This is a genomic window from Erwinia sp. HR93, from assembly GCF_034555055.1.
GTDB lineage: Bacteria > Pseudomonadota > Gammaproteobacteria > Enterobacterales > Enterobacteriaceae > Apirhabdus > Apirhabdus apintestini.
The window spans coordinates 3,873,849-3,889,044 of sequence record NZ_JAXUDP010000001.1; the positions used below are offsets into that span (position 1 = coordinate 3,873,849).

Genomic DNA, 15,196 nt, shown 5'->3' on the forward strand with positions numbered 1-15,196 from the left:
TTGCAACGCTCCAGGATACGCATCATGCCACATTCACATTGCTATCAGGTACTGATTGTCGACGATCACCCACTTATGCGACGCGGCCTGCATCAACTATTGCAGAACGAACCGTCATTTAACGTTGTCGGTGAAGCCAGCAGCGGCGCAGAGGCCATCAGTATGGCTAACCGGCTAACCCCGGATTTGATATTGTTAGATCTTAATATGAAAGGACTGAGCGGTCTGGATACGCTGCAGGCGCTGCGCCGCGATGGCATCAGTGCGCGTATCATCGTTCTGACCGTCTCCGACGCAGCTTCTGACGTGTATGCGTTAATCGATGCAGGCGCAGACGGCTACCTTCTTAAAGACAGCGATCCAGACGAACTTTTGCAGGCAATTCTCCACGGTGCGCAAAACCAGGAGGCCTTCAGTGAAAAAGTACGCGAATACCTCGCGACCAGAGAATCGAAAGAAGACGAAAAATCGCCGTTAGCGCTATTAACCAGCCGTGAACTGGATGTACTACAGGAGCTGGGACGCGGGATGTCAAACAAAGAAATTGCCGCCGCGCTGTTTATTTCTGAAGAAACGGTAAAAGTGCATATTCGCAATGTGTTGCGAAAACTCAACGTTCGCTCGCGGGTCGCGGCAACCGTCATGTATCTGGAATCACGTCATTCATAGCACCTGATGCAGGCCATCCGGCCTGCAATCTTCAACGATAATTTACATTTTCTTCTTAATCTCTCCACGATTGGGTCCGTACCAGAGGCTAAAGTAAGCCCCCGCCCGATATCACGTATTACGAGGATTTTGATTCAATGGCGAATTTTTTTATCGATCGCCCTATTTTCGCCTGGGTACTGGCTATCCTTATTTGCCTGACGGGCACTCTCGCCATTTTTTCACTCTCTGTAGAGCAATATCCCGATCTGGCGCCGCCGAAAGTGCGCATTAACGCTAATTATCCGGGCGCGTCGGCGCAAACGCTGGAAAACACGGTAACTCAGGTTATCGAACAAAACATGACCGGCCTTGATAACCTGCTGTATATGTCGTCACAAAGCAGTAATACCGGGCAGGCCTCCGTCACGCTCTCCTTTGAAGCGGGAAGCTCCCCGGATGAAGCGGTACAGCAGGTGCAAAACCAGTTACAGTCTGCGATGCGCAAACTGCCACAGGCGGTGCAAAATCAGGGCGTTACCGTGCGAAAAACCGGGGATACTAATATTCTGATGATAGCCTTTGTGTCCACTGACGGGAGCATGGATAAGCAGGATATCGCCGATTATGTCGCCAGCAATATTCAGGATCCGCTGAGCCGGGTAAACGGCGTTGGCGACGTTGACGCCTATGGTACCCAGTACGCCATGCGCATCTGGCTCGATCCGAATAAACTGACCGCCTATCAGCTCACCACGCAGGATGTGGTGAATGCGATTAAATCCCAAAATAGCCAGGTCGCCGTGGGTCAACTGGGCGGAACGCCGGCCGTCGATAAGCAGGCGCTGAACGCAACCATTAACGCCCAGGCGCTGCTGGAGACACCGGAACAGTTTCGCGCTATCACGCTGCGCGTTAATCAGGACGGCTCGCTGATTACGCTTGGCGACGTGGCGCAGGTCGCGCTGGGCGCGGAAAAGTATGACTACTTAAGCCGCTATAACGGCATGGCCGCCTCGGGGCTGGGCATTAAGCTCGCCTCGGGGGCCAATGAAATGGAAACGGCGAAACGCGCACTCACCCGGCTCAACGAACTGTCCGCCTATTTTCCTCACGGGCTTGAGTACCGCGTGGCTTATGAAACTACGTCTTTTGTTCAGGCATCCATTATCGACGTAGTGGAAACGCTACTGGAGGCGATTGCGCTCGTATTCGCAGTTATGTTCCTGTTTTTACAGAATTTCCGCGCAACGCTTATTCCGACCATCGCCGTTCCTGTGGTCTTGCTTGGTACCTTCGCCGTACTGTGGCTGTGCGGCTACAGTATTAATACGCTGACGATGTTCGCCATGGTGCTGGCAATAGGGCTGTTAGTCGATGACGCTATCGTAGTAGTAGAAAACGTTGAGCGCCTGATGAGCGAGGAAGGCCTGTCGCCGCGTGCGGCTACGCGTAAATCCATGGGGCAGATTCAGGGCGCGCTGGTGGGGATTGCGCTGGTCCTCTCCGCCGTATTTGTTCCGATGGCGTTTTTTAGCGGCACGACCGGCGCAATTTACCGCCAGTTCTCCATTACGATAGTGTCATCGATGGTGCTCTCCGTTTTGGTCGCGCTAATCCTCACTCCCGCACTGTGTTCAACGCTGCTCAAACCGCTTAAAAAAGGTGAGCATCACGGGCAGCGCGGCTTTTTCGCCTGGTTTAATCGTACCTTTGAGCGCTACACGCTGCGCTATGAAAACCGCGTTGCACATTTGCTACAGCATACTTTGCGCTGGCTCCTGCTTTACGCTGTATTGCTAGGCGTGATGATGCTGCTTTTTATGCGGCTCCCGACATCCTTCCTGCCCCAGGAAGATCGCGGCGTATTTACCACCTCGATTCAATTACCACCGGGGGCCACCCAGCAGCAAACGCTGAAGGTCGTTCAGCAGGTTGAGCGCTATTATATGACCCAGGAGAAAGAAAACGTGCGCTCGGTGTTCGCCACTATTGGCGCCGGCCCCGGCGGCAACGGGCAGAACGTCGCGCGCATGTTTATTCGCCTGAAAGACTGGGAAACGCGCGCGGCCAACAAAGATGCCTCATCCTTCGCGATTATTGAGCGCGCTACCCGCGCATTTAACCGCATCCGCGAAGCCCGGGTTATCGCCAGCAGCCCGCCGGCGATTAGCGGTCTTGGCAACGCCGCAGGTTTTGATATGGAGCTGCAGGATCACGCGGGCCAGGGGCATGACGCGCTAATGGCGGCACGTAACAGGCTGCTTGAGCTCGCCGCCCGTTCTCCTAATCTTACCCGCGTTCGGCACAACGGGCTGGATGACAGTCCGCAATTGCAAATCGATATCGATCAGCGTAAAGCCCAGGCGATGGGCGTAGCGATTGACGACATCAACAATACGCTGCAAACCGCGTGGGGCTCCAGCTACATTAACGACTTTATGGACAGGGGGCGCGTGAAAAAAGTGTATGTGCAGTCGGCGGCAAAATACCGCATGCTGCCTGAAGATATTAGTAAATGGTATGTGCGCAATCGCAGTGGCAACATGGTGCCTTTTTCCGCTTTCGCCACCTCGCGCTGGATAACCGGTTCACCGCGTCTTGAACGCTATAACGGCTACGCGGCGCTTGAAATCGTCGGTGAAGCCGCCCCCGGTGTTAGCAGCGGCACGGCAATGAATATCATGGAAACACTCACGCGTCAGCTTCCGGGTAATTACGGCCTGGAGTGGACCGGCATGTCATTGCAGGAACGCCTGTCCGGCGCTCAGGCACCGGCGCTTTACGCTATTTCGCTGCTGGTGGTGTTCCTGTGCCTGGCCGCGCTGTATGAAAGCTGGTCGATTCCCTTCTCCGTCATGCTGGTAGTTCCGCTGGGCGTCGTTGGCGCGCTGTGCACAACCTGGCTGCGCGGACTAGAAAATGATGTCTACTTCCAGGTTGGCCTGCTGACGGTTATCGGTTTGTCGGCTAAGAACGCTATTCTGATTGTAGAGTTCGCCAGCTCGCTGAACGCGCGCGGCGAAGATCTTATCGACGCCACGCTCCAGGCCTGCCGCCAGCGGCTGCGACCGATTATTATGACGTCGCTGGCATTTATTTTTGGCGTGCTTCCTATGGCGCTCAGCCAGGGCGCCGGCTCCGGCAGCCAGCACGCGGTCGGTACCGGCGTTACCGGCGGTATGCTATCCGCCACACTACTGGCTATCTTTTTCGTACCGCTGTTTTTCGTGCTGGTGCGCCGCCGCTTTCCGCTACGCGAATCGCCCGAAGATTAAGCACGCCTGAGAGGCGGTTTCCCAGGGTTGCAGGAAACCGCCTCTGGCCGCTGGCCTGAAGAATCATCCGAAAAGCGCATTTTTACAGCATCAGACGTCGAATCTTCGCGCGCTTTCCCGATCTGACGCCAGATTCATTACCCCTCAGGCCGCCCGATTCGGTATATTGACGGGCTTAACGGGTTATGGCGGTCTCGAACGCCTATATAAAAACAGAAACAAGGATTGCGACAATAATGGTGACGCTTTACGGTATTAAGAATTGCGATACGGTGAAAAAAGCCCGCCGCTGGCTGGAGCAGCGGGGTATCGACTACCGTTTTCATGATTATCGCGCCGATGGATTAGACGCCGCGCTGCTGCATACATTTATCGACGCGTTAGGCTGGGAGCCGTTATTGAATACCCGTGGCACCACATGGCGCCGTCTGGATGAAGCGCGTCGCGCCACAGTTACCGACGCATCCAGCGCAGCGGCGCTGATGCTGGAAATGCCAGCGATAATTAAACGCCCTTTGCTCCAGCGCCCAAACTCGCCGTTACTGGTGGGCTTTCGCGATGAGAGCTATCAACAGTATTTCAGCGAGGTAAAGTAAGCATGTCCTGTCCGGTGATAGAGCTGGCTCAACAGTTGATTCGTCGTCCTTCTCTTAGCCCGGACGATGCTGGCTGCCAGGCGCTGCTCGTTGAACGTCTGCGCGCTATCGGTTTTACGATTGAACATATCGACATTGAAGATACCCAAAATCTTTGGGCCTGGCGCGGCGAAGGTGAAACGCTGGCCTTTGCCGGACATACCGATGTGGTGCCGCCCGGCGACGCTAATCGCTGGATTAATCCGCCGTTCGAACCCACGATCCGCGACGGTATGCTGTTCGGCCGCGGGGCTGCGGATATGAAAGGGTCTTTAGCAGCCATGGTTGTTGCCGCAGAGCGCTTTGTCGCCGCACATCCCCATCATCAAGGTCGGCTGGCGTTTTTAATTACTTCCGATGAAGAAGCCAGCGCTCAAAACGGCACGGTAAAAGTAGTGGAAACGCTAATGGCAAGGCGCGAGCGCCTTGATTACTGCCTGGTGGGAGAGCCTTCCAGCAGTGAAATCGTGGGCGATGTTGTCAAAAATGGCCGCCGCGGTTCTTTAACCTGTAATCTCACTATTCACGGAGTGCAGGGGCATGTTGCCTATCCCCATCTCGCAGATAACCCGGTGCACCGCGCCGCGCCGATGATCAATGAACTGGTGGGTATCGAGTGGGACCAGGGCAACGCATTTTTCCCCCCAACCAGTATGCAAATCGCCAATATTCAGGCGGGCACGGGCAGTAATAATGTGATCCCGGGCGATCTATTTCTCCAGTTTAATTTCCGTTTTAGCACCGAGCTTACGGATACGCTGATTCAGCGGCGGGTCACTGAACTGCTGGAGCGCCACCGCCTGCGTTATACCGCCGACTGGCTGCTGTCCGGGCAGCCGTTTCTGACGTCGCGCGGAAAACTGGTGGATGCGGTGATTAACGCCGTTGAACACTATAATGAAATCAAACCGCAGCTGCTGACCACAGGCGGCACTTCCGATGGGCGCTTTATCGCACGCATGGGCGCGCAGGTTGTCGAACTGGGGCCCGTTAACGCGACCATTCATAAAATTAATGAATGCGTCAACGCTGCGGACCTGCAATTATTGGCCCGTATGTATCAACGTATTATGGAGCAGTTGGTCGCCTGATCGACCAGCGCCTAAAGAGGAGCTATCACATGGAATGGCTTGAAAAATACTGGTGGATCATTGTACTGGTGCTCTTACTGGGCATTTTTATTAACGTGATTAAGGATTTAAAGCGCGTCGATCCTAAAAAATATATGGCTAATCGTCCAAAGCTGCCGCCGCACCGCGATTTTAATGATAAGTGGGACGATGAGGACGACTGGCCGCAGAAGAAAAAGTAAGCCCTACGTCAGAGGCCGACCATGCAGCGGTAAAATAAGCTTCACGCGCCCGGCCTCTGCGTGTTTTCCTGAAGCAGGTATCGCCCAGCCTGCGCGCGTCTTTCATTCCCGGAAACTATTTCAGTCAGTCTGGCCTCTTCAGCGCAGGTATTGCGTCAATGCATCTCCGTTAATCCACGCTCTCGCATACACTTTAATTCGCTGGCAGCCGGTGTTATCGCCGCCTGGCCGGCGATACGCTACGGGAAATTCTCGCTTTCCCGCCCTTCTATTGAGCTGAAATGCCGCACCGGGCTGAGGCATATATAAAGCGCATTACGCTATCAACCGCCCTCAACTCTTGTGCGCCAGTCACGTAATGACCGGCTGTGATAAATTCCGCTGCCGCGTCTGAAGGTGCTTTTACGCGTCCTGAATACATGCGTCTTGAGCGAGTGTTACGACCATTTGGTTATCACGCTAAATAAATGCATGCTAATTATCTCGTTATTAATTACTGATTTCCCCCAACCTTGACTCCGCCAGAGAGGGTCTTTGGCCTTGATTACACATATTTATTGGAGTCAATAATGTCTATTACACTTACCCTTAACGCTACCTCAACGGCATTTGCCGATGATAAAAGCGCCAATATCGTATACGCTCGCCTAACTGACGGGCCTCTCGCAGTGGCGAATACCGCACTTCTGTTTTCTCTGACCGGGAACGCGCACTTTACCAGCGGCATCAATATTATTAGCGCTCTGACTGACTCGCAGGGGGAAGTTCAGCTCCCCTTCTTTGATGCCCAGGCGGAAACTGTCACGGTTTCCGCCTACGATGCAGCGCATACGCTAACCGCTCAGGCGCCCTCAACCTTTACCCGGCAGACCCCCAGCGATCCGGAGCGCCTGCAGGTTGAAGCAAGCTCAGGCGCAGCGCCGGATGGAAGCGCGCGCAATACGGTAAAGGTGCGACTGACAGACGCGCAAAATAACCCTCTAAGCCACCGTATTATCGATCTCAGCGTGGATAAACACGCTCACTTTACGCAAAACGCTGGTTCTCAGCTTTCCGTGATCACACAAAAAGGGGGAATTGGCGAGGCATATATCACCAGTGAGGTTGCAGAAACCGTTACAGTTAACGCCGTGAGTCTGGACGATAGCGGTAATATTCGCGCGCGCGGCTCGGCACAATCTCGATTCGGCGCACTGCCCCACCCGTATCAGCTCACGCTGCATGCAAAAAACGGCGCCCACGCCGACGGCAAAGAAAGCAATTCTATTACCGCGGCCTTAACCCATCGCGATGATAACCGGCCGCTGCCGCACGTGATTATTGATCTGCAGGCTATCGGTCACGCACGTTTCACTGAGAGCGGGGAGTCAACGCTTTCCGTCGTAACGCAAAAAGATGGAACGGCAAGCGCGAGTTTAACCAATACCCGGCCAGAAAGCGTCATCGTAGCGGCAAGCTACCGCTACCACGAAGGCAGCGAAAAGGCGCTGGCCGTAGCCCACTTTGTGCCAGAACTGACCTACACCTTAACCCTTGAGGCTACAAGCGGGGCCGCATCCAATGGTATCGAGAAAAATGAAGTCACTGTTTCTATTGTTAGCAATGAAGGTACTGCGCTGGCTAATACGCCGGTGACCATCAGCGTGGACGGTAACGCCCGCTTTGAAAACGACGCTCAAAGCGTCACGGTATTGACCGACGCCGAGGGCCACGCGGCTGCGTGGCTAAACGATACTGCGAACGAAACCGTCACGCTCACCGCCGTTGCGCATTACAATAACACTCCATTGAGCGATTCAACCCAGTGTGCATTTCGCGAAAAGACATACAGTGTCACGGTCAGCATTCCGCCTACTATTAACCGTAAAGGAGAATATTATATTGCGCTGCGAGGCTTACTGAACGGCGAGTTTCAAAATGACGATCCGGTGGTGAAGCACTTTACCGTCGCCTGCCAGCACGCTTACTTTCCAGACTATAGCGCTCCCGGCAATGAAAACTATGATGGCGCAGGTAATAAGGGAACCAACCTGCTCAATCTTAGAATCCAGGGGGAGAGCGCCAGGCAGGCCACAATTGATGTTGATGTGACCTTTGTTGATGGACAGCACTTTACCCATCGCTATACCACCGCTATCGAAGACTAACCTTCGTACAGAGCATTCATGCCGCTACTGCCTCAGGCGATCCCCGGACGGTCAATAGCGCATAAATCCTCTGGTGAGTAAATCGTAATTTTGACGCTGGAATGCGTCAGCCCACGCGCCGCCGGGGCTTTCCGGCGGTTTAACACGAAATGCCAACGGGCAGCGAATTACGGATAACCATAGCGCCTGCAATGCAGGCGCTATTCATGGCAGGAAGAAAATACACTACCGAGTTCGAGCGCCAGGCTGACTCGTATTTCCTTAACAGCGGCGATGGCCCTGGGAAAACCACGCATTTATTTAGAATTAATCATGGTATCGCTCGTACCCTATTTTAAGACCAAAAGCGGCAGCCCCCAGCGCTTGCACGCCATCACCTTTGCGCTTCACAGGCATGGAGCATTCTCGTGATATCACCGTGGGCACGGCACAGGGGTTAACGTTTTTTCAGCTGGTTCAGGCGCTGCTCCAGCGCCCGGGCGCAGGTCGGTGCAAGCTGACGCATCGCCTGCGCCGTTTCCTCACGCCACGCGGCCAATAGCGCACGCCGTCCGGCAATAGCGTACCTGGCGCAGATCTCCGCCGGTAATAAATGCTGCTCAAGACGTGAACGCAGAGCCTGCAGCGGTAAGGAACAGTGGGCCAGCATACGCTGCAGACTGCCGAGGCAGGCCTCCAGCGGACGATGCCCGTAAGCGAACCCGGCCAGCTCGCGCCAGTCGGCCCGGTTTAGCGTTAAGTCATCATGCCAGTATTTCAGCGGGAGCGGCTCATCAATCCAGTCGGCAAGCCAGCGGGCGTCCCGGCGCAGGCGTCGGTGTTCACCGCGCGCCAGCCTTGCTCCAGCGGGCGTCAGCGGTAACAGTGCCATCGCAGCATAGCAACCGCTGCTGGCTTCTCTGTGGCTGCCAAAACGCACCAGAATAAAGCCGGCACGCTTCCAAAAGCGCCACAGTTCACCGGTATAACCAAAGCTGACGGAAAGATAATCATAGCCATCAGCCCGCTGGCGAAGCCGGGACAATAGACGCTGCCCCAATCCGCGCCGCTGGAGATCCGGATGCACCGCAATACGGCTCACGCGCTGCCCGCGCAGAGTCGCCGCCAGCGGCGCGCCTCCGTGCGCCGCCAGCGACTGCGCCACCAGATTCCCGCGCGGGCGGCGGACGCCTGCCCACACCGCCCGGCTGAGTTCGGGCGCCAGCCCGCCTTCATCAACCAGCCACAGCGCGCCTGCGATGGCATTATTATGGCGGGCAAAGATAAAGCGCTGGCCGGGCACATCCATCATGCGCCGTAAATCCAGAGGCGATGTACGGTAGTGCGCACCGGACAGCAGCCGCCATGCCGACTCCGCAAGCGCCGGTTCATGCCGCCACGGCGCAGACTGCGGCTCGTCAATAACGGGGGTTATCTCTTCCGGCAGCGGGGGAAGCGAGTCATCAAATAACAGAATGTTATCTAACAGGCGCTCCAGCGGATCGTTTTCCGCCCAGCGTACAGGCGCGCCCAGAGAGAAGCGCCGCAGCTGCGATACTCCAGCGCAAAATTTCAGTAAAAAGCCGCGCCCGGTTCCTTCATATCCCTGCACCGTGGTGGTTAACAGTACGCGCGCAAACGCTGAGATCAGACGCCGCAGCTGCGGCAGCGGTAGCGCAGCGGCCTCATCAACGATAAGCCAGTCCGCTGCAGGGGCACAATCGTCATCCAACATGGTTAACAGGCGATCGGGAGCAATAAATATACCGTTGCCCTGCGCGTATTGAGCCAGTATGTCAACGGCGGCGCGAGTAGGTGCCGTGACCAAAGCGGCGCGAGGCGCACCGTGCGCCAGCATACCGGCCAGCGCCGATTTGCCGCGTCCGCGAGGGCCGGTAACTACGGCAACGCCCGACTCCATCGCCCGCAGTGCCGTAAGAATGGCGTTCTGCTGTTCCAAAGGTGCGCCGCTGGCAGCATGCCAGTCAGGAAAGGTGGCAATATCGGGTAACGCCGGCACCTCGCCCTGTAGCCAGCGCGCACAGCGCGAGTCCTGCAGAGCAATATGCTGAAAACGTTCAATGAACAGCGGCGTTGGTATGGGCTGCGGGCTATCGCTCCAGCGCGGGCTATCGGCATCGGGAAAATGCGCCCACCTTTCCCACGCAGGCGCGAGTAGCACCAGCCAACTGCCAGCCCTGAGCGTTCCGGCCAGCGCCGCCAGCGCCTGTACATCCAGCCCGTGCCGCGCATCAAATACCGCGTGCAGAAACTCCCGCCCCAATAGCGTTTTTAACGCACCGGGCGGGCAGCCTCGTTCCTGCATGTCATTGCTCACCCACAGCCAGTCACCGGGCAATAAATCAATTAGCGAAAGAGCGCGGGTTTCGGTCCACGTTGAGTCGCCAGAGATGATTAACAACCGGCGATGCCCTTGCCGCGCCTGCTTCGCCGTCAGAGCGACAAACTGACTATCCAGCATAGGTCGTTAGAGTTTTCCGTCAAAGGTATCGCACTGGGACGGGTTACCGCTGTCAAAACCGCGTTTAAACCAGGAATAGCGCTGCTCAGAAGTACCGTGCGTAAAGCTGTCTGGCACCACGCGCCCCTGGCTTTGCTGCTGCAGGCGATCGTCGCCAATGGCTTCGGCCGCATTCAGCGCTTCCTGTAAATCGCCCGTATCCAGAACATCTTGCTTTTGCATCGCGTGGCCCCACACGCCGGCAAAACAGTCCGCCTGAAGTTCCAGGCGAACCGATAGCTGGTTAACCTGCTTCTGAGACGCATTTTGCTGTAACTGGCGCACGCGCGGCTCGATCCCCAGCAGTTTTTGAACGTGATGGCCCACTTCATGAGCAACCACATAGCCCTGGGCAAAATCGCCGTCCGCGCCAAGTTTGCTTTTCATTTCGTCATAAAATGAGAGATCGATATAAACCGTGCTGTCCGCCGGGCAGTAAAACGGCCCCATTACCGACTGCCCGGTGCCGCAACCGGTGCGGGTCGCACCGCGATACATCACAAGCTTTGGCTTCTGATAGGTTTTACCCATTTGCTGAAAGAGCTGTGACCAGGTGTCCTCGGTCGTAGCCAAAATGACGGAGGTAAACTTTGCCGCCTCATCTTCATTAGGGCTGATATTTTGCGCGCTCTGCTGCTGGCTCAGGGGCTGCCCGCCGCCGTTTAATAACGGCGTGAGATCGTAGCCATAATAGCCAGCCACCAGTACAATCACCAGAATCACCAAACCGCCTTTTCCTCTGGGAATGCGAAAGCCGCCGCCTCCGCCAGACATCCCCGGCATACCGCCGCCCGCATTATCGCCACGACGATCTTCAACGTTGTCACTTTCACGACGCCCTTGCCAACGCATAACCAGCTTCCTTTTAATCATGTTTTACGGATGTTCTACCGCCGCCACATCGGTGCAACCGTGGCTCATCCACGCGAGATAACCGTCGCTGCGGCTATTTTAGCGAATGAAAATAGCGGAGAGATAGCACAGATCGTAGGTGGTTCCGGCGCGGATTACCATAAGAAAGCGTTCACAGAAAAAAATAAGGTGGTGAAACTTGCGATGAGCAATTCCTGTAGACTCAACAATAACGCTGAGTTGAAGGACTAATGAGCGCCGTTTAGCCCACAGACATTCCCGTCCCTAGCGGCTATTCGCGTAGCGATAGCCGATGGTAAAAGATAACAACCTGAGCCACCGGCCACTACCTGCGCCCGCTGCAGGAAAACTGCGTCTTCACCACTGCGCGGTTTGCAGCATAAAGCGCGGCCACCGCGCCGGCGGGAAGCCACCATTACAGCCATCTTCTGACACAGCGGCGAGACAATAGCGGCTATTCCGCCGCTGCCCGTACTGGCGCGGTATTATCCCGACAGGAGGGTGACTGCAGGTCGGCAATGGCTACCGGCCCGCCCGTGTTTTTTGTTTCTCACCGCTCATCGGGGTACGGAAACGATTGCGTACTTAGGACAAATCAACGCCCAGCCGGTGTGCAACCTCTTCATAAGCTTCGATCAGGCCACCCATTTCCTGACGAAAGCGATCTTTATCCAGTTTGTTCAGCGTCGCTTTATCCCACAGCCGCGCGCCGTCCGGAGAGAACTCGTCACCCAACAGGACTTCACCGTTAAACAGTCCGAACTCAAGCTTAAAATCCACCAGAATCAATCCTGCGTTATCAAAAAGCGTTGTCAGTACCGCGTTTGCCCGATAGGTCAATGTTTTCATTTGTGCCAGGTGCTCACGGCTCACCCAACCGAAGGTTTCGCAATAGGATTCATTAATCATCGGATCGTGCATCGCGTCATTTTTCAGGAATAGATCGAACAGCGGTGGGTCGAGCACCAGCCCCTCTTCTACGCCCAGGCGTTTCACCAGCGAGCCTGCGGCGCGGTTGCGAACCACACATTCCACTGGCACCATATCGAGCTTTTTCACCAGCGATTCCGTATCCGATAGCAGCGCTTCCATTTGGGTCGGAATTCCGGCCTCTTCCAGCTTGCGCATAATGAAATAATTAAAGCGGTTATTAACCTTACCTTTGCGCTCGAACTGGGCAATACGCGCCCCGTCTCCCGCTGACGTATCATCCCGAAACTCAAGCACCAGCAAAGCATCATCTTCAGTGCTGTAGACGGTTTTCGCTTTACCACGATACAACTCAGCCTGCTTTTGCATCCTCATATACTCCTGGGTTATAGGCCGTTTACACGGTCTGAAGGTGAATATGCATCAATCAGCCTTAACGACGAAGCGCTCCTATGGCAACGGGCGTGATGTATCGCAGACGCCTGTTCCCGGCAACCCAAAATAGCCAGTGGCCTTCGTCGTAGAAGAGCCGTTTTCGTCTAACCTTATCTTCCGCCTGATGCCTTAGCGTAATGATGTCACCGGAGATGGCGCACCAGAATGACTGAAATCCCGCTCAGGGGCCGCCCGGTTTCATACGCTATTCATTGGGCGAAATAAGCGGCAGTTATCGCCGTGTTCACAGGGGCCAAGCTGCCACCGGCAATACAAGAAACGGCACTGGCCTGCCTCCTGTAGCACCTAGTTAATACCCTAACGCATCAGCGTTAATCAGCGGCGCTAACAAGGCGGAGCCTAAACCGGCGCTGCCGCGCTCCCGGGAAATAGTTTTTGAGAGCAATAAAAAAGCCGACTTTCGTCGGCCTCTTAGCTATTTACTGAACGCGGCCTGGAACACCGCGACCAGCGCATCATTTTGCGACTGGGTCAGCGTATGGCCTTTCGGATCAATAAACTGCAGGCTACTGCGGTTATCTAAATCGCCGACCTGTACTTTATAATCGCCGCTGGCAAGCCCCGGATCGCGCGCCCCCAGTTCGTGCCACTCGCTGTCTGACAGTGGAGAATAACTCACTGCCAGACTGCCTTCTGAACGCGTGCTATCGCTCACCTTCATACCGACTTTTTCCAGCACCGAAGGAAGGCGGCTCCACACCGTATTAAACGGTGCCCGCACCACCAGCACCGGCAGCCCGGTATCATCGGCGCCGCTTTGAACGTCAATAGCGCTCGCAGAGGCGGCATTTTTGCTGCTACCCGCGCTCAGGCTGCTATCTAAACCTGCGGCAATCGCATTCAACATTTGCGTACTGTAGCGCTGCATAGAAGCGGCATCTGCGACAGGTTTCCCGGCCTGCTCCAGCCCCAGCAGCTTCACGGTTAACGCCTGCTGATAGCCCTGCTGTTGAACCCCAACCTGATAGCGCCCGCGATATTGTTCATCCTCGTCTGCGCGCTGCCACTGCACCCAGTCGGTGGTCAGCGTCTGGCTGCCGTCTTCGCGCTTCAGGATAGAATAGTTTTTCTGCTGCATAACGCTGACTACGCGCGGCCATAAGGACGCAGTGCTGCCGCTATCAAGAAGCATCGTCGCCGTATCGCCGGTAAACTGCGTGCGTGCGCCGCTAACCAGCGCCAGCGGCTGCGCCGGCGGGCGAATATCCAGCTTTTTGCCCAAGGCTCCGCCGCCGCGCGGCGCAGGCACCTCATACTGACCATTTTCAATCGGCAGAATCATGCCCGCCGGGGCGTGCAGCTCTGACAACGGGGCCGCTTCCAGATAGGACTCATCGCCGCTGACCTGGCGCTTATAGCGTGAATCGGAACTACACGCCGCCAGCAGCATGATAAGCGAGACGCCTACCAATTTTGCTACCGTTGACTTCTGAACTGAGTAAGCCATTCAATCTCCCTAAACGTTATAGCAAACCGGCATGCGTCATGGCGCTAAGTACAACCTGACGTCCGGTATCAGTCAACGGCATCATCGGCAGGCGAAGCCCGCCGGTTGCTGCCAGACCCAGTTTTTCACAAGCCCACTTCACCGGTGACGGATTAGGCTCGATAAATAAGTTTATATGCAGCGGCATCAGGCGCTGATTGATGGCCTGCGCACCGGCAATGTCTCCCGCTGCTGCCAGTTTACACATTTGCGCCATATCACGCGCTGCAACGTTCGCCGTAACTGAAATAACGCCGTGGCCGCCAAGGCGCATAAAATCCAGCGCGCTATCGTCATTGCCACTAAGTAAAATAAAATCATCCGCGGTTAGCGCCTGAATCCGGCTGACGCGGGTCAGATCGCCGCTGGCTTCTTTAACGCCAACAATATTTTCAAGCTGCGCCAGGCGGCCCACCGTTTCAGGCTGCATATCGCAGCCGGTGCGCGACGGTACATTATACAGGATCTGCGGTAAATCGGTGCTCTGAGCAATCGCTTTAAAATGCTGGTAAATACCTTCCTGCGTGGGGCGATTATAATAAGGCACCACCGTCAGGCAGCCTGCAACGCCGCTGTCGGAAAAACACTGCGTCAGAGAGATGGCTTCTGACGTGGCGTTCGCGCCGGTTCCCGCGATAACCGGAATGCGGCCGTCAGCCAGCTCAAGCGTCATTTTGACAACATCAACGTGCTCATTATGACTCAGTGTGGCCGATTCACCGGTAGTGCCGACAGAAACCAGCGCGGCGGTGCCGCTCGCCACGTGATAATCAACCAGTTTTTTCAGGCTGGTGCGGCAGATATTTCCCTTTGCATCCATCGGCGTTATCAGCGCAACAATACTTCCCGTGAACATGGTGCATCCCCTGTGAAAACAAGTGGTACCAATGGTACGTTTGGTGCCGCCTCAAAAGCAAGCAAACGGGATACT

The 15,196-nt window shown here is 55.6% G+C and carries 12 protein-coding genes; 7 read left to right on the forward strand and 5 right to left on the reverse strand.

The window, feature by feature from the left end; genetic code table 11:
• The first annotated feature begins 24 nt into the window (after nucleotides 1–24).
• From narP to SFA31_RS18065, 6 genes are all read left to right on the forward strand, one after another.
• A complete protein-coding gene (gene narP, locus SFA31_RS18040) occupies nucleotides 25–669 on the forward strand; it encodes a nitrate/nitrite response regulator protein NarP (protein ID WP_322839223.1) in 645 nt (214 codons plus the stop codon).
• Nucleotides 670–806: 137 nt separating this feature from the next.
• Nucleotides 807–3,926, forward strand: a complete 3,120-nt coding sequence (acrD, locus tag SFA31_RS18045; RefSeq protein WP_322839224.1) for a multidrug efflux RND transporter permease AcrD — start codon at nucleotides 807–809, stop codon at nucleotides 3,924–3,926.
• Nucleotides 3,927–4,162: 236 nt separating this feature from the next.
• Complete coding sequence (locus SFA31_RS18050) at nucleotides 4,163–4,522, forward strand: ArsC family reductase (RefSeq protein WP_322839225.1); 360 nt, start codon at nucleotides 4,163–4,165, stop codon at nucleotides 4,520–4,522.
• 2 nt (nucleotides 4,523–4,524) lie between these two features.
• On the forward strand, nucleotides 4,525–5,652 hold the full coding sequence (gene dapE / locus SFA31_RS18055) for a succinyl-diaminopimelate desuccinylase (protein WP_322839226.1): 1,128 nt from the start codon (nucleotides 4,525–4,527) through the stop codon (nucleotides 5,650–5,652).
• Between the two features lie 29 nt (nucleotides 5,653–5,681).
• The gene (locus SFA31_RS18060) at nucleotides 5,682–5,873 is read left to right on the forward strand and encodes a YpfN family protein (RefSeq protein WP_322839227.1); all 192 of its coding nucleotides are present in this window, start codon (nucleotides 5,682–5,684) and stop codon (nucleotides 5,871–5,873) included.
• Between the two features lie 569 nt (nucleotides 5,874–6,442).
• Nucleotides 6,443–8,020 carry an Ig-like domain-containing protein gene (locus SFA31_RS18065; RefSeq protein ID WP_322839228.1) on the forward strand — a complete coding sequence of 526 codons (1,578 nt, stop codon included), beginning with the start codon at nucleotides 6,443–6,445 and terminating at the stop codon, nucleotides 8,018–8,020.
• 436 nt (nucleotides 8,021–8,456) lie between these two features.
• Here the strand turns inward: SFA31_RS18065 and SFA31_RS18070 are convergent, their stop codons facing one another.
• Nucleotides 8,457–10,481, reverse strand: coding sequence for a tRNA(Met) cytidine acetyltransferase TmcA (locus SFA31_RS18070; protein WP_322839229.1), 2,025 nt, complete (start codon nucleotides 10,479–10,481; stop codon nucleotides 8,457–8,459).
• A gap of 6 nt (nucleotides 10,482–10,487) precedes the next feature.
• Complete coding sequence (locus SFA31_RS18075; RefSeq protein WP_322839230.1) at nucleotides 10,488–11,372, reverse strand: neutral zinc metallopeptidase; 885 nt, start codon at nucleotides 11,370–11,372, stop codon at nucleotides 10,488–10,490.
• A gap of 30 nt (nucleotides 11,373–11,402) precedes the next feature.
• On the opposite strand from SFA31_RS18075, the gene SFA31_RS18080 reads away from it, so the two are divergent.
• Nucleotides 11,403–11,624, forward strand: a complete 222-nt coding sequence (locus tag SFA31_RS18080; RefSeq protein WP_322839231.1) for a hypothetical protein — start codon at nucleotides 11,403–11,405, stop codon at nucleotides 11,622–11,624.
• 354 nt (nucleotides 11,625–11,978) lie between these two features.
• Here SFA31_RS18080 and purC read toward each other — a convergent pair whose 3' ends face one another.
• From purC to dapA, 3 genes are all read right to left on the reverse strand, one after another.
• On the reverse strand, nucleotides 11,979–12,692 hold the full coding sequence (gene purC / locus SFA31_RS18085; RefSeq protein ID WP_322839232.1) for a phosphoribosylaminoimidazolesuccinocarboxamide synthase: 714 nt from the start codon (nucleotides 12,690–12,692) through the stop codon (nucleotides 11,979–11,981).
• A 502-nt stretch (nucleotides 12,693–13,194) separates the two neighbouring features.
• Nucleotides 13,195–14,226, reverse strand: a complete 1,032-nt coding sequence (gene bamC, locus SFA31_RS18090) for an outer membrane protein assembly factor BamC (protein ID WP_322839233.1) — start codon at nucleotides 14,224–14,226, stop codon at nucleotides 13,195–13,197.
• Nucleotides 14,227–14,242: 16 nt separating this feature from the next.
• Nucleotides 14,243–15,121, reverse strand: a complete 879-nt coding sequence (dapA, locus tag SFA31_RS18095; protein ID WP_322839234.1) for a 4-hydroxy-tetrahydrodipicolinate synthase — start codon at nucleotides 15,119–15,121, stop codon at nucleotides 14,243–14,245.
• Nucleotides 15,122–15,196 lie beyond the last annotated feature (75 nt).

Excerpts from the sequence above, each read along its gene's own strand:
- SFA31_RS18075 (WP_322839230.1), bottom strand. The coding sequence starts at position 11,372 with ATGCGTTGGCAAGGGCGTCGTGAAAGTGACAACGTTGAAGATCGTCGT.
- SFA31_RS18050 (WP_322839225.1), top strand. The coding sequence starts at position 4,163 with ATGGTGACGCTTTACGGTATTAAGAATTGCGATACGGTGAAAAAAGCC.
- dapE (WP_322839226.1), top strand. The coding sequence starts at position 4,525 with ATGTCCTGTCCGGTGATAGAGCTGGCTCAACAGTTGATTCGTCGTCCT.
- SFA31_RS18065 (WP_322839228.1), top strand. The coding sequence starts at position 6,443 with ATGTCTATTACACTTACCCTTAACGCTACCTCAACGGCATTTGCCGAT.
- SFA31_RS18070 (WP_322839229.1), bottom strand. The coding sequence starts at position 10,481 with ATGCTGGATAGTCAGTTTGTCGCTCTGACGGCGAAGCAGGCGCGGCAA.
- acrD (WP_322839224.1), top strand. The coding sequence starts at position 807 with ATGGCGAATTTTTTTATCGATCGCCCTATTTTCGCCTGGGTACTGGCT.
- narP (WP_322839223.1), top strand. The coding sequence starts at position 25 with ATGCCACATTCACATTGCTATCAGGTACTGATTGTCGACGATCACCCA.
- dapA (WP_322839234.1), bottom strand. The coding sequence starts at position 15,121 with ATGTTCACGGGAAGTATTGTTGCGCTGATAACGCCGATGGATGCAAAG.
- SFA31_RS18060 (WP_322839227.1), top strand. The coding sequence starts at position 5,682 with ATGGAATGGCTTGAAAAATACTGGTGGATCATTGTACTGGTGCTCTTA.
- bamC (WP_322839233.1), bottom strand. The coding sequence starts at position 14,226 with ATGGCTTACTCAGTTCAGAAGTCAACGGTAGCAAAATTGGTAGGCGTC.
- SFA31_RS18080 (WP_322839231.1), top strand. The coding sequence starts at position 11,403 with ATGTTCTACCGCCGCCACATCGGTGCAACCGTGGCTCATCCACGCGAG.
- purC (WP_322839232.1), bottom strand. The coding sequence starts at position 12,692 with ATGCAAAAGCAGGCTGAGTTGTATCGTGGTAAAGCGAAAACCGTCTAC.